A 13,743-nucleotide genomic window follows, 5' to 3' on the forward strand; every position below is an offset into this window, starting at 1 on the left:
TCCTCTGCTATAATCAAAATTAAAAAGTTCCACCATAATTAATAATGCAAAAAGACCAATTAAAATGTATCTCCATTTGTTTTTAGTCATTACAACAATCCTTTATCTTTTAATCGCTCGCGAGCACTCTTTTCTCCTACTTTTGGTGTTTCCTTTGTGTTTTCTACAACCTCTTCTGCGTCTTTAGTTTTTAAATCCTCAATAAAATCTTTACCCTTGTCAATAGTATCTTGAACTAAATCTTCAATAGAATCACTTTTTTCATCAATAACTTCACTTGATTTGAATATAAAATTCGCTAAATATGTTCCGGCCAGTGTACCAACAATCATTGAAGCAAAAATGGATATGGTTGCTAAATCAATAGGAATTAAAAATCGCGTAATTACGATTCCAATTAGAAATAAAAAGCCAATAAATACTAGGCGAATGATAAACTTTTGTTGATATACAAAGCCTGTTTTATCATTAGGTTTCATTTGTAATTCTTTGGAATACATAAGTTTATTAAAAAACCTATATAGCCCATTACCATGTGATTCTCGCCAATAGATTAATGCCCCAAACAAAATTGAAGCTATAAATACAATAAGTTCTAGTGTCATGATAATAGTGGTTTGAAGGTTGTATATAAAATTAGTCTATATTTTCTAAATATTGTTACTTATGGTATCAACCACCCAATCTTTAAGCGAGTCGTCCCAAGTTTTAAAATTGTTATAAAAAGACTCTTTATCATACCAATACCAAAATAGAATATCCTTTTCTGAAATATTGACTAGTAGTTTCCAAATTAAATCTTGATGCTTCGCTTCTAACGACGAATGTGGCTGATGCAAGGCATCATATAACTTAGCATCAACTATATCGTGAATTTTAAACTCGTTACTCGTTTCTAACTTTTCAAGATAAATCTCCACGCTCATTACCTTTTTCCTAATTTTTAAATCAAGCTTATTCAAATAACTTTTAAATAATAATGGGTCGCTTAAAATATCGCCAACCGGATGCTGTGTTTTTTTTAAATGCTGCGCCATTTCAAATTTCTTAATTCGATCATAACGTTTTGTTGTTACAACATGTTCTAAATCGCACTCGATAATCAAATGATCTCGAAGCTTTTCCATTAATTCTGGTTGCGAAATGTGATAAATCAAAACATCATAATTGGTATCTTTTATGGCCTCTTTATACCAGGTTTCATCTTTAAAAACGACAATGGGCTTGATAAAATCACGCAACAAATAAACACCTCCAAAAGATCTTGTAAAAAATGAATCGGTAGTATATTGAAGCTGGTGTAAATCCAAATCGCGATCACGTAAATCGCCATAAGCCTTAGCAGAATCAAGAAGTTCTTGATGCAAGTTTTCGTCAATAAAATTATTAGCTGTATTAAAGCGATCAACAAGTTCTAATTGTTCTTTCTGGATGTACCATAAACGATCTATTAAATGAAAATTGACCGTAACTTTATTGTATTTTAAAACATCCAGAGGTTCATAAAACACATCGATACCTTGATCGAAATCTAAACAAATGGCACAATCGCGGGTAATATCTTTAATTTTTTCGCCATGAACTTTAAAGACATACTTCATCATATCTCTATCGAAAGTATGAAAAGGCAAATACACAGGTTTTCCTTTTTGAAGCGGTGAAATGATTATTCCATGCGGATTCGCTTCTCCGTTATTTAGGTAATTAACATCGTCCTTTTCTTCAGCTATTTCAGGACTCCAGCCAATACCATCAATATGAAAAGTTTTGAGTTTAGTTTCCGTAAAACCAAGTTTTACAAGGCATTTATTATAACGCTCTACAAGTTTTCCGCTAACCGAAATTAACTCACTTCTATATAAATTGGCCTGTTTTAGTTTATTCATTTAACCTAACAAATTATGAATTTGCGCATATTGTAATAACAAAATAGTTTTAGCATCAATAATCTTAAAATTATCCACCATTTTAATCGCTTCGGAAAACGGTATTTCAAGCACTTCTATTTCTTCATCTTCGATTTCTAATCCTCCACCATCATGAATCTTCATAGTATCATCAAAGGGTGCAACAAATAGAAACATTTTTTCGGTAACAGCGCCTGGAGACGTATAACATTCCATTACTTTTTTGGCGCTTTTTATTCTGTAACCTACTTCCTCTTCAGTTTCGCGAATAATACAAATTTCTGGTGCTTCGTTTTTATCGATGGCTCCTGCACATACTTCAATAGACATGCCATCGGCTTTATGATTATCATAAGCCGGCATTCTAAATTGTTTGGTTAAAATAACGGTGCCTTTTTCTTTATTGTACAACAGAATACAAGCGCCGTTACCTCTATCATAACTTTCTCTTGATAATCGCTTCCAGCTTCCGTCTTCGAATTTATAATCGTAATCTATCCTATTTAAAGTCGCCCACTCACCTGATAATTTGGTGTAGGTTATGTTTCTTAATTTATCTTCCACACTAGTTGTTTTCAAAAGTTTTTCTCGCTTCCGTTTCTATATTTAATTGATTAACTCTGGCATCAACTTTTCGTTTAAAATCGGTATCTGCTATCGTTGCCACATTATCTAAATAACGTACAACTTCTTGTCTTCTAATCTCAGAAAAATCTAATCCTTTCATATTAGCGCGCATCAATTCCTGTAACATATTGAACTTAGTATCATACTCTTGTTTGAAATAAATTTCAGGATTTTCAAACCAATCTTCTTCCAAATCAAAATCTGTTAAGCGTAACGATACCGCACTTTGAATGTTTCGAACATCTCGGGATGAGAAAAAAGGAAATGCCTTTTGCATGTCTTTATATAAATTGGCATAGAAGAGATGCTGATTGGTTTTAAATTGCTTTTCCACCTTATCGTAAATTGCATGTACGCGCTCCTCGGTAGGTTTATCAGTTAAATTTAGAATCTCACCCATGTTTTTAGCTAAACCTTGATCTTGCAGATAACTGTAATTTTCTGGTCCTTGCATATTTACAAAATCTGGCATGGTATCATCGAGTTTTCGCCACCATAAATGATCTTGATCTAAAAAATCGTGTTCTGTTCTAGCACCATCAATTTTAAAGCGTCCCTGAACACGCGAAATAACGGCCTTGTCTAACATTTCTGGTAGATTGGTGAATAACCCAATTGAGCTATTGCCATAATTGACAGCATAGGCACCTTCGGTATATCTTAAAAACACACCAATTACTTCCTTTACACCCGCCGAAACTCCTTGAGCCGTTCGTTCTTGTAAATTATTTTCGGCATCATCTATAGGTGCAAAAATTAACTTAGTAGGATCTTGCATGGGCTTCATCCATTCTACCATTTTTTCTGCTGAACCACCTTGAAATGTAGATATTAAGGTATCTGGCATAGGGTGAAACAAAAACGGAATATCCAATGTATCGCAATGTTCTTTCAATCTTGTTGCAATAGCCGCTATCAACATACTTTTACCAGTTCCCGGAATGCCGTAACCCATAAAAACAGGCATAAAACCACCTAGTTCTTGAAACGGATTCTTTTTTACCGTAAAATCGTAACTTAATAAACGTTCGGTTAAGCGTCGCGCAAAATGTTTAGCGTCTCTATTACCAACAATTTGCTCAAACTGTATTTTATTGAACTCGATACTTTTTGCTGTGCCTTGAAATACATTATTCCAGCCAGAAACCGCAAATTCTGAGTTCTCAAGTTTATACGTTCTATCTTCTATAGTTTCAGTATATTCTAAACTACTTTTTCTAAGTTGAATTTCATCAATTAAAGCCTCAAAATAAACGACCGTAAAATCAATAACATCTTTATCCGATTTAATAATATCAGGATGCCCTAAATATTTATCATAATAAAATAAGCTGCACGAAATCCCTTTTATTGGCGACAAGAACGAAACCTCGGGAATTCCAGCAAATTTCTGCTTCATTACACTCAAATCGTCTGATGCATATGGTTTTAAATCGTTTAAAATTTTATAAGCCGTAGCAAACAGCATAAACGCTGTGGCGGTATGCATTTTACTTTCAAACTCTCGTTTTCCGCTGTTATTAAGAGCTGATTTATTCTCGTTTAAACTCGATAATCCTGAGGCATCGTAAAAACTATCTTTAATCCAGATTCCTAAAGTAATACCTTCTTGAACCGCGTATAAGGTTTGATTTAGATAGATAGGAATGGCCACCGAATCTGGCAACAACCGCTTTTTTAAGGCTAAAATCGTTTTTGAAACCGATGTAACCTCAACAGAGTTTGTACCATTATTAGCTCTTGATAAATACAAAAGTATCGACTCGTCTTTCGCATTCTTATCTCGATTTTTTGCACGAGCACCTTGCTCCCATTGCACAGATTTTAAGTATGAAGCCGCTTCATCGCGAAGCATATCGAGTTCGGTTAATTTTATAGGGAATGTTGAGTTGTGTTCCATAGTTTTTCGGTTCAATCGCAATCGTAGTGTTCACTCTTTCTTCATGAGACTACGACTTTTACTTTTTTAAATTTATTTCTACTCCTGCAATTTCAATAGGCGGTTTCGCAAGTCCATTCATTATTTCGGGTGTTTTATTATAGAGCAACTGAATAATTCTATGCGGTGCCAAAATGTATTTTTTTATAAACACATCGTCCCAACGTTGTAATATTTGTTTACTAAAAAATCCGCCTTCTTTAAACTCACTTTTAGAGCTTACTTCATCCACTTTCAACGAAAACGCATAAGATTCCAATGGAATTTCTTTTTTGGCAATACTTTCTAAAATCGTATGTGTTACTTGATGTTCATCCTTAGCAAAAACATTATGCAATGGCCCTAAATCTATGCGTTTAATTAATTTCGGTGATAGTTTTGGTAACTTTCTATCAATAGTATAAGCTAAAGTATCTAAGGACATATCTCTATCTGCAATAGATTTTAAAACCTCATAAATCTCTTCCTTGTAATCGTTCACACGGTTACCATCATAATTAAAATACATAAAGCAAATAAACGGACGGTTATGGCTTACATCATAGAAACTCCAGCTCGTCATCAAATCGGCCTCGTCTCCCTCTGGAGCATTCAAAATTTTGCCCTGTACAAAACGATTAAAAATAAATTGCTTATTTACAGAAGTGTAATACACAATCGATGCTGCTTGAAACAATTTGCTCTTCTTAATAGGCTCCTTTTTACGCAAAAGCGTATCCAAAAACTCCTCTTTAAGTTCAGCAACGGGTGTGAGTTTACCAAGATATTCATCACGCAGTTCCAAATCGTTAAACAAATATCGAAACTCCAAATAATTAGGCAATCCGGAATCTGTTAAATCCACCTTCATATTATCTTCATCATCGTACATGTATTTAACACGCATAGCTTCAATAGAATACAACAATAAATCGCAATATTGCTTAAACAGTTTAACTTCTAAATCATCGCAAATCTTTTCGCGCTGAACCGCTACAATCAATTCTTTAAAAGCAAAGTCTACCATTCTATGATAGAAAACGTAATGCTCTTTGGAATCAAGTATTGCAGAATCTAAAGGAGTAACTATGTGATTTATGGACATGTTTTAGTCTTCAGTATACCGTATTCAGTTTTGCAACGAATACACTAATATTTTAATAATTTAGGCGCCTGCCTGCCGGCAGGCAGGTTACCACGAGGGTCGGGCTATCCGTTACAAGTTCTCGCTCGTGCCTCGCTGTGGGCTTTCCACTGCTATCCCAAACGCAGAACATAAATAAAATTAAACTTTAAGTTTCATTTAATAATATTCCCGCAAGAAGCGGGAATCAAAACATATCGTTTAGCTTAACAAATCGTCTTCACTAGCTTTTGGTTTTGGCTTACCAGTAGGCTCACCATCATCACTAGAAGGCGTATTGGCATCCGCATTATAATAATCTTCAAAAATCTCTTTCATATCGATACCGTAGCGCTCAGCAAAATTCTTTTGTATTTCGCCATCTTTAGCTCGAATTTCTTGTAAAGCTTCTGCGTAACTACTGTAAACACCTTGCATCACTTTTTCGTGAACAGGAATGTTATCCATCATATCTTGTCTTGCTTTGGCACTAGCCGTATGCATTGACGCTAACGTTTCACCAATATGCTCATCGGTTTTAACACCTAAATGTTCTAATATCGCAGCAAATTCTTGGTCTGTTCGTGCTTTTAAAGCCACTACATAACCATCGTAATATTTTAAACGCTCCTCAGTATCCGATTTCAGTTTAGCCCGGTGTGTTTGTAAATTACTACGTAACGATGTTAAAACTTTAATAGTTAAGTTATGCTTATGCACAAAACTATCTTTACTGGCTGCAAGTGTAGTATAAGCATTTTTAAGACCTTCAAGCTCTTCAACTTTTTGTTCCAATTGTGTTACTTTACCAACGGCTTGAGCATATTCAGCAGACTGTTTATCAACGATATCTTCTAGCTCTTGGCGTGCCTGTTTTAATAATGCGTAGTTTTCTTCTAGCTTTGCTTCTACTTCTTTTTTCTTTTCTAAAGCTTTTGTGTGGTTTTTTGTGGCTTCCACAATAGCATCTTGAAGTTTATCTTCAACTTCTTTAATTTCAACTTCACGATTTTTTAAACGTGTAACCGCAGCTTGCGATTTATACGAAAGCTCACTAAGTAGCGTTTGCACATCGGCACTTTCTATACGTTCTTGAAACATAGCCTTTGCCTTATTATCTGCTCCTGCTCTCACCTTTTCTGCTTCCTTTAAGGCTACTTCAGCTTTGGCGATTTTACTTTTACGTCCCCAAAGATTATTCCACCAAGTATCTGGTTTTGCTTTGGCATCTTCCAATTCAATCTTAGCACGATCTAAAGCTTTTTGAGCGTCGTCAATTACTTTTTGCTCGTTGGCATTAAGCGCAGAAAATTTTTCAAAAATAATACCTACCTCATCTTGATAATCAGTTAAATCCTTAATGGCGTCTAAAAGCGTTGTTCTATCTTTTTCTGCCATGTGCACCACATCATCTAAAGTTGCATTTAGTATTTTCTGGCGAACCTCAGGATCATCTTCTTGCGATAATTTAGATTTCATAGTGTCAATGGCTTTTCCCCAATTAACATCTACTTTTTCGGTTTTTTCGTTGGAGGAGGTTTCTAATAAATCAAAATCATCAGACATGGCGTGTATAGTATTTAAAGTTGTACAATAATATGGTTAAGCAAGTTCGTTAAAATTTATTAAAATCAAAATTTTAACGGCTCTAAATATTGGTAGGCGATGTAAATAAAATGTTACAACATTTTTATATTTTTTTAATAAGTCGGTGAATAACATTACAAAACATCTTTAAAAGCAATGCATATTTAGCAGTATATTTGAGCAGCTTTTAATTAACCATTATACAATCATGCTTGCTTACCAAATCTATACTTTAAAATTTAACCTCGGCTTAATTACTCAATCTCAAATTGTAACATTACTAGTAATTGTTACTGTGTTTTTTGGAGTTTTATTGCTTCTAGGCGTAAGAAAATCATATCTGCTTAAAAAAGAAAATGAACGATTAGACGAGATGAATAGAAAAATTGCAGAGGAAGAAGAGAAACCATATAAAGACTTTACTGAAGGCCATATGTATGGCGATAATTAATAACTACCCCAAATAAAACTTTGCCAAATAATTTATGGAAGCCCTACTCTTACTTATTTTAATTAATGCCGTAGTATTAATTTTTGCTTTTAAAACTAAAATGGGACTTTTTACCATTTCTCCGGAAGAACAATGGAAAAAGGAAATTGATGAATTTGATAATACTATAAAATCCATAAAGAAACTAGAACACGAATCGGATTTCAAAATAGGACCTGATCATATTTACAAATAAAAAACGCCCACTTTTCAGTGAGCGTTCTTTACTTTTATCTAACTAGCTTTTTATACTTTATTCGTTTCGGCATTAAATCGCCACCCAATCGTTTTTTCTTATTTTCTTCATAATCAGAAAAACTACCTTCAAAGAAATATACTTGCGAGTCCCCTTCAAAAGCTAAAATATGCGTACATATTCTATCTAAAAACCAACGGTCGTGACTAATTACTACCGCACAACCTGCAAAGTTTTCTAAACCCTCTTCTAAGGCTCGTAATGTATTCACATCAAGGTCGTTAGTTGGCTCATCTAAAAGCAACACGTTACCTTCTTCTTTTAAAGTCATGGCTAAATGCAAGCGGTTACGCTCACCACCAGAAAGCAAACTTACTTTTTTGTTTTGCTCACTTCCGCTAAAATTAAATCGACTTAAATAAGCTCTAGAATTTACCTGTTTCCCTCCCATTAAAATCAATTCTTGCTCATCACTAAAATTTTGCCAAATGGATTTTTCAGGATCTATATTGGAGTGTTTCTGATCGACATAGGCTATTTTTGCAGTATCGCCAACAATAAACTCTCCTTTGTCTGGTGTTTCCTCACCCATAATCATTTTAAAAATTGTGGTTTTACCAGCACCATTTGGACCAATAATGCCTACAATTCCAGCTTGAGGTAAATTAAAGTTTAAATCGTCGTATAACAATTTATCCCCATAAGCTTTTGCAACACCTTTAGCTTCAATAACATTGGTTCCTAAACGTGGACCATTTGGAATGTAAATTTCTAGTTTTTCATCAAGTTGCTTTTGGTCTTGACTCATGAGCTTATCGTAATTCTTTAAACGCGCTTTTTGTTTGGTTTGACGCCCTTTAGCACCTTGCCTAACCCATTCTAACTCCCGTTCTAAAGTTTTTTGACGTTTAGAAGCTGCTTTTCCTTCTTGAGCCATTCGCTTAGATTTTTGATCTAACCAAGAGGAATAGTTTCCTTTCCATGGAATGCCTTCACCTCTATCCAACTCTAAAATCCAACCTGCTACATTGTCTAGAAAATATCTATCATGCGTTACTGCGATTACTGTACCTTTATACTGTGCTAAATGATGCTCTAACCAATGTACCGATTCGGCATCGAGGTGATTGGTAGGTTCATCTAACAATAATACATCTGGTTCTTGCAATAACAACCTACACAACGCTACACGACGACGCTCTCCACCAGAAAGGACACTTATTTTTTTATCACCTTCGGGAGTACGTAAAGCATCCATAGCGATTTCCAATTTAGTATCGAGTTCCCAAGCATTTGCTGCGTCAATTTGGTCTTGAAGTTCCGCTTGACGATTCATCAATTTCTCCATTTTATCAGGATCAGAGTACACTTCTTCTAACCCAAACATGTCGTTTATTTTATTGTATTCATCAAGAATTGCAACAGTTTCTGCAGCGCCTTCACGCACAATCTCCATAACGGTTTTATCGTCGTCTAGTTTTGGTTCTTGCTCTAAATAGCCAACTGAATAATCTTGAGAAAAAACAACATCGCCTTGATAGTTTTTATCAACACCTGCAATAATTTTTAATAACGTTGATTTACCAGAACCATTAAGACCTAAAATCCCAATTTTGGCTCCATAAAAAAAGCTTAAGTAAATATTTTTTAATACAGGTGTATTGGCGCTTTGAAATGTCTTAGTAACCCCAGACATTGAGAAAATTATTTTTTTATCGTCGCTCATTGTGCTTGTTAATTTTTTGTTGAGTTTGTTTTTATTCTACACTCTACCTTTAAGAGCATTAAATACCCAAGCAATTGCAAAAAAGCCTATACCTACAGTGGCAAACCCCCACCCTGCAACATCGTCATATCTATATGCACCCATTAATATGAGTACAACACCCATAATAATCATTAATACTGTTGCCCAAGCTAGTACTGTATTTTTGTTCATTGCCATTTTCGTTTCATTTATTGGTTAGTCTAAAAGCAAATATCGCATTTTTAAATAAAAAAGCACCCAAAAATTGGATGCTTATTTACAATAAATAAAATTTAGAGTTATTGAGTTATTAAAGCATAGGAATCTCAATAAACAATAAACTAGAATCTGCAATAGCGTTCACTTTAAATACATCTGTTTTAGAAATCCCTACGGCATCTCGTGACTGTAAAGATTCATCTGCGACTAATACTTCTCCGTAAACTGTCATCATGTAAACACCATGAATATCACTCTTTAATTGATATTCGAATGTTTTTCCTGCCTCCAAATCTATTCGAGAAATGACAGCATTCTGATGGATTTTTAAACTTCCTTTATGGTCTTCATCTATAGAAGTTACTAAAACTTGAAGTTTATTTTTTCTATCCGCTTCTTCAAATGCCTTCTGATCATATCGCGGTGTAACATTCTGTTTATTTGGCACAATCCAAATTTGAAATAAGCCTAAGTGCTCATTTGCTGAACCGTTTATTTCAGAATGCTGAATACCAGTTCCAGCAGACATAATTTGAACCTCTCCAGGCAAAACCGACTGCCAATCGTTATGCATAGAATCTCTATGTTTGAGTTCGCCTTTTAATGGAATAGTAATAATTTCCATATTTTCATGAGGGTGTGTTCCAAAGCCCATTTTTGGCGCAATAATATCGTCATTAAGAACTCGTAAAGCACCAAATTGAATTTTATCCTTATCAAAGTAATTAGCAAAACTAAATGAATGATTGGCTTGTAACCAACCATGATTTGCAAATCCTCTATCTTCTGCTTTATGTATTACTGTTTTCATTATAATTTCCTTTCTTTAATTATCTCATTTTATCTAGCAGATTACTTAATTGTTCTGCTTCTTCTTCATTTAAATTTTTTAATAAATCTTTATTTAAATTGTTTGGTATGGATTCTAAAAGTTCCATTCCTTTGTTTGTAATTGCAATTTTTACAACACGTCTGTCATACTCACAAGGCAGGCGCTCTATATACTGTTTAGCACATAATTTATCCATTAAACGCGTGGCGTTTGGTGCGCGCTCAATCATTCTATCTTTAATCACTTGTACATTTAAAGGTTCTTTAGCGCCTTTTAAAATTCTTAGAATATTGTATTGTTGTGGCGAAATCCCGAATGGTTTAAAAAACTCATTTTGATGATTCGAAATCCAATTTGCAGTATAAAGTATGTTTAATAAAGCCTTAACCCGATTGTTAACAAACTTTGAATTAATGTCTTTTGATAAATCTCCCATAACTTTAATTATTAGAATAAAACATCAGCATATGCATCATGCTTTTTCTTAAAAACAGCATTGGCAAACGGACAAAGTGGAATTACTTTTAAATGATTCGCTCTCAAATACGCAACCGCTGCATCAACTAATTTATAGCCTACACCTTGGCCTTTAAGAGCTTCATTTACTTCGGTATGATCAATAATAATTTTATCTGAACCCGCATGTGTATAAGTCATTTCTGCCATTTTCACATTTTTAATAGTGATGAAAAATGTCCCCTTTTCACCAGTATCGGTTTGTTTGATTTCCATTTTACAATTGATTTTCAAATTGATTTACGGCCTTACTTAATTTCTCATTCAATTCAGAATTAACAATTTTTCCGTCTTTAAAATTATCTCCAAAAGATGGCAATGAAAACGTTTCAATGATGTTAGCATCATGATAAGGAAATCTGTTTTTCGCTATTTCTAAAACCAATTGACCACCTCTTCCTCCAGGTGAAGTTGCCATTAATAACATAGATTTACCAAAAAATGTTTTGCCTTCAATTCTAGACATCCAGTCAAAAAGATTTTTAAATACCGCTGTGTAAGCACCATTATGTTCTGCCAACGACAGCAAAATACCGTCCGACTCTCTTATAAGATTCAAAAATTTATGGGCGTTGTCTGGTTGCCCTTTTATTTCAGCTTCTAAATCCACACCAAAAACTGGTAATTCAAAATTATTTAAATCCAATAAATTCACTTCTGTGTTTTCAAGCAAACTTGAAGCGTAGGTAACTAATTGTTTGTTTATTGAGTTTTGGCTATTACTACCTGCAAATGCTATTACTTTTTTCATAGATTATTTTTTTTAATAGTTCAAATTTACAACAAATATTTTTAGTTTCCAAGGAAACTAATTCCATGTAAAATAATTTATGATTTCATTAACAAAGCATTTAAAATTTTTTAAACTTTTGTACATTAGCAACAAACTATAGCTACATGGATATTAACTTCAATAAAAACGAAGATTACAATAAACTCTTAGTATCAGAACTCCAAAAACGATTCGCGAAAGTAAGCTTAGGCGGTGGAAAAAAAAGAATAGAAAAACTACACGCTAAGGGAAAAATGACAGCAAGAGAACGTATTGATTACTTGCTAGATCCTAAAGCAAATTCTATTGAAATTGCTGCCTTTGCAGGCGAAGACATGTACGAAGAACACGGTGGATGCCCTTCAGGCGGTGTAGTAGTTAAAATTGGTTACGTAAAAGGCAAACAATGCATTGTAGTAGCAAACGACGCAACCGTAAAAGCTGGTGCATGGTTTCCTATTACAGGTAAAAAGAATTTAAGAGCCCAAGAAATAGCTATAGAAAACAGGTTGCCAATAATATATTTAGTGGATTCTGCTGGTGTTTACCTTCCTATGCAAGACGAAATTTTTCCAGACAAAGAACATTTTGGACGAATTTTTAGAAATAATGCCATTATGAGCAGTATGGGCATAACCCAAATTGCTGCGGTTATGGGAAGCTGTGTAGCAGGTGGTGCTTACCTCCCTATTATGAGCGATGAAGCTTTAATTGTAGATAAAACTGGAAGCATTTTTCTTGCCGGAAGTTATTTAGTAAAAGCTGCTATTGGTGAAACTATTGATAATGAAACTCTAGGTGGAGCGACGACACATTGCGAAATTAGTGGGGTTACCGATTATAAAGCTAAAAACGATGCCGATGCCTTAGAAACCATAAAGAACATTATTGATAAAATTGGTGATTACGATAAAGCAGGATTTAATCGCTCAGATGCTAAAAAGCCAAAAGAAAAACCTGAAGATATTTTTGGTATTGTCCCAAAATCTCGAGCCGACCAATATGATATGTATGACATTATTAAGCGCTTGGTAGACAACTCTGAATTTGATGAATATAAGGCGGGATATGGTCAAACCATAATAACTTGTTACGCCAGAATAGATGGTTGGGCGGTTGGAATTGTTGCCAACCAACGTAAATTAGTAAAAACAACTGGTTCTAAAACAAAACCCAAAGAAATGCAATTTGGTGGTGTTATCTATAATGACTCTGCAGATAAAGCTACTCGATTTATTGCGAATTGTAACCAAAAGAAAATACCGTTGGTTTTTTTACAAGATGTCACAGGGTTTATGGTAGGCAGTAAAAGTGAACACGGAGGCATTATAAAAGATGGGGCTAAAATGGTTAATGCAGTTAGTAATTCGGTTGTTCCAAAATTCACTGTAATAATTGGTAATAGTTACGGCGCAGGAAACTATGCTATGTGTGGTAAGGCATACGACCCCAGGTTAATTGTTGCATGGCCAAGTGCGGAACTTGCGGTTATGAGTGGAAACTCTGCAGCTAAAGTTTTGCTGCAAATTGAAAAGGCTTCTTTAGAAAAACAAGGTGAAAAAATAACACCAGAAAAAGAGGAAGAATTGTTCAATAAAATTAAAGACAGATACGACAATCAAGTTTCACCTTATTACGCTGCGGCTAGAATTTGGACAGACGCTATTATCAACCCATTGGATACTAGAACGTGGATAAGCATGGGTATTGAAGCTGCTAACCACGCACCAATTGAAAAGAAATTTAACATGGGTGTGCTTCAAGTTTAATTTCTATTTACAATTAAATTTTCGTATCTTATTGTTTGAA

15 protein-coding genes are annotated in these 13,743 nt (G+C 34.4%); 3 read left to right on the forward strand and 12 right to left on the reverse strand.

The window, feature by feature from the left end; genetic code table 11:
* Positions 1 to 89: 89 nt before the first annotated feature.
* The 6 genes from O5O44_RS10005 to O5O44_RS10030 form a co-directional block, all read right to left on the reverse strand.
* A complete protein-coding gene (locus tag O5O44_RS10005; RefSeq protein WP_289194228.1) occupies positions 90 to 605 on the reverse strand; it encodes a hypothetical protein in 516 nt (171 codons plus the stop codon).
* A gap of 45 nt (positions 606 to 650) precedes the next feature.
* The gene (locus O5O44_RS10010) at positions 651 to 1,886 is read right to left on the reverse strand and encodes a DUF6638 family protein (protein ID WP_289194229.1); all 1,236 of its coding nucleotides are present in this window, start codon (positions 1,884 to 1,886) and stop codon (positions 651 to 653) included.
* A complete protein-coding gene (locus O5O44_RS10015; protein ID WP_289194230.1) occupies positions 1,887 to 2,471 on the reverse strand; it encodes an NUDIX domain-containing protein in 585 nt (194 codons plus the stop codon). It abuts the gene before it with no gap.
* 1 nt (position 2,472) lies between these two features.
* Positions 2,473 to 4,434 carry an AAA family ATPase gene (locus O5O44_RS10020; RefSeq protein ID WP_289194231.1) on the reverse strand — a complete coding sequence of 654 codons (1,962 nt, stop codon included), beginning with the start codon at positions 4,432 to 4,434 and terminating at the stop codon, positions 2,473 to 2,475.
* A 58-nt stretch (positions 4,435 to 4,492) separates the two neighbouring features.
* Positions 4,493 to 5,557 carry a hypothetical protein gene (locus O5O44_RS10025; protein WP_289194232.1) on the reverse strand — a complete coding sequence of 355 codons (1,065 nt, stop codon included), beginning with the start codon at positions 5,555 to 5,557 and terminating at the stop codon, positions 4,493 to 4,495.
* A 240-nt stretch (positions 5,558 to 5,797) separates the two neighbouring features.
* Entirely contained in the window at positions 5,798 to 7,141 is a 1,344-nt protein-coding gene (locus O5O44_RS10030) for a microtubule-binding protein (protein ID WP_289194233.1), read from the reverse strand.
* A gap of 229 nt (positions 7,142 to 7,370) precedes the next feature.
* On the opposite strand from O5O44_RS10030, the gene O5O44_RS10035 reads away from it, so the two are divergent.
* Both O5O44_RS10035 and O5O44_RS10040 read left to right on the forward strand, forming a co-directional pair.
* Positions 7,371 to 7,613, forward strand: coding sequence for a hypothetical protein (locus O5O44_RS10035; protein WP_019387441.1), 243 nt, complete (start codon positions 7,371 to 7,373; stop codon positions 7,611 to 7,613).
* Positions 7,614 to 7,647: 34 nt separating this feature from the next.
* Positions 7,648 to 7,848: a hypothetical protein gene (locus tag O5O44_RS10040; protein WP_289194234.1), complete on the forward strand. Its 201-nt coding sequence runs from the start codon at positions 7,648 to 7,650 to the stop codon at positions 7,846 to 7,848.
* Between the two features lie 34 nt (positions 7,849 to 7,882).
* On the opposite strand, the gene ettA is transcribed toward O5O44_RS10040, so the two are convergent.
* The 6 genes from ettA to O5O44_RS10070 all read right to left on the reverse strand — a co-directional run bounded on the left by ettA (position 7,883) and on the right by O5O44_RS10070 (position 11,913).
* Positions 7,883 to 9,574, reverse strand: a complete 1,692-nt coding sequence (gene ettA, locus O5O44_RS10045; protein ID WP_019387443.1) for an energy-dependent translational throttle protein EttA — start codon at positions 9,572 to 9,574, stop codon at positions 7,883 to 7,885.
* Positions 9,575 to 9,610: 36 nt separating this feature from the next.
* A complete protein-coding gene (locus tag O5O44_RS10050) occupies positions 9,611 to 9,793 on the reverse strand; it encodes a CAL67264 family membrane protein (RefSeq protein WP_019387444.1) in 183 nt (60 codons plus the stop codon).
* A 112-nt stretch (positions 9,794 to 9,905) separates the two neighbouring features.
* Positions 9,906 to 10,625, reverse strand: coding sequence for a pirin family protein (locus tag O5O44_RS10055; protein WP_289194235.1), 720 nt, complete (start codon positions 10,623 to 10,625; stop codon positions 9,906 to 9,908).
* A 19-nt stretch (positions 10,626 to 10,644) separates the two neighbouring features.
* The gene (locus tag O5O44_RS10060) at positions 10,645 to 11,082 is read right to left on the reverse strand and encodes a MarR family winged helix-turn-helix transcriptional regulator (RefSeq protein ID WP_289194236.1); all 438 of its coding nucleotides are present in this window, start codon (positions 11,080 to 11,082) and stop codon (positions 10,645 to 10,647) included.
* 11 nt (positions 11,083 to 11,093) lie between these two features.
* Positions 11,094 to 11,378, reverse strand: coding sequence for a GNAT family N-acetyltransferase (locus O5O44_RS10065; RefSeq protein WP_019387447.1), 285 nt, complete (start codon positions 11,376 to 11,378; stop codon positions 11,094 to 11,096).
* 1 nt (position 11,379) lies between these two features.
* Positions 11,380 to 11,913: an NADPH-dependent FMN reductase gene (locus tag O5O44_RS10070; RefSeq protein WP_289194237.1), complete on the reverse strand. Its 534-nt coding sequence runs from the start codon at positions 11,911 to 11,913 to the stop codon at positions 11,380 to 11,382.
* Positions 11,914 to 12,059: 146 nt separating this feature from the next.
* Here O5O44_RS10070 and O5O44_RS10075 point away from each other — a divergent pair, with 146 nt between their 5' ends.
* On the forward strand, positions 12,060 to 13,703 hold the full coding sequence (locus O5O44_RS10075; RefSeq protein ID WP_289194238.1) for an acyl-CoA carboxylase subunit beta: 1,644 nt from the start codon (positions 12,060 to 12,062) through the stop codon (positions 13,701 to 13,703).
* Positions 13,704 to 13,743 lie beyond the last annotated feature (40 nt).

This window comes from Algibacter luteus (assembly GCF_030344935.1).
Taxonomy (GTDB): domain Bacteria; phylum Bacteroidota; class Bacteroidia; order Flavobacteriales; family Flavobacteriaceae; genus Arenitalea; species Arenitalea lutea.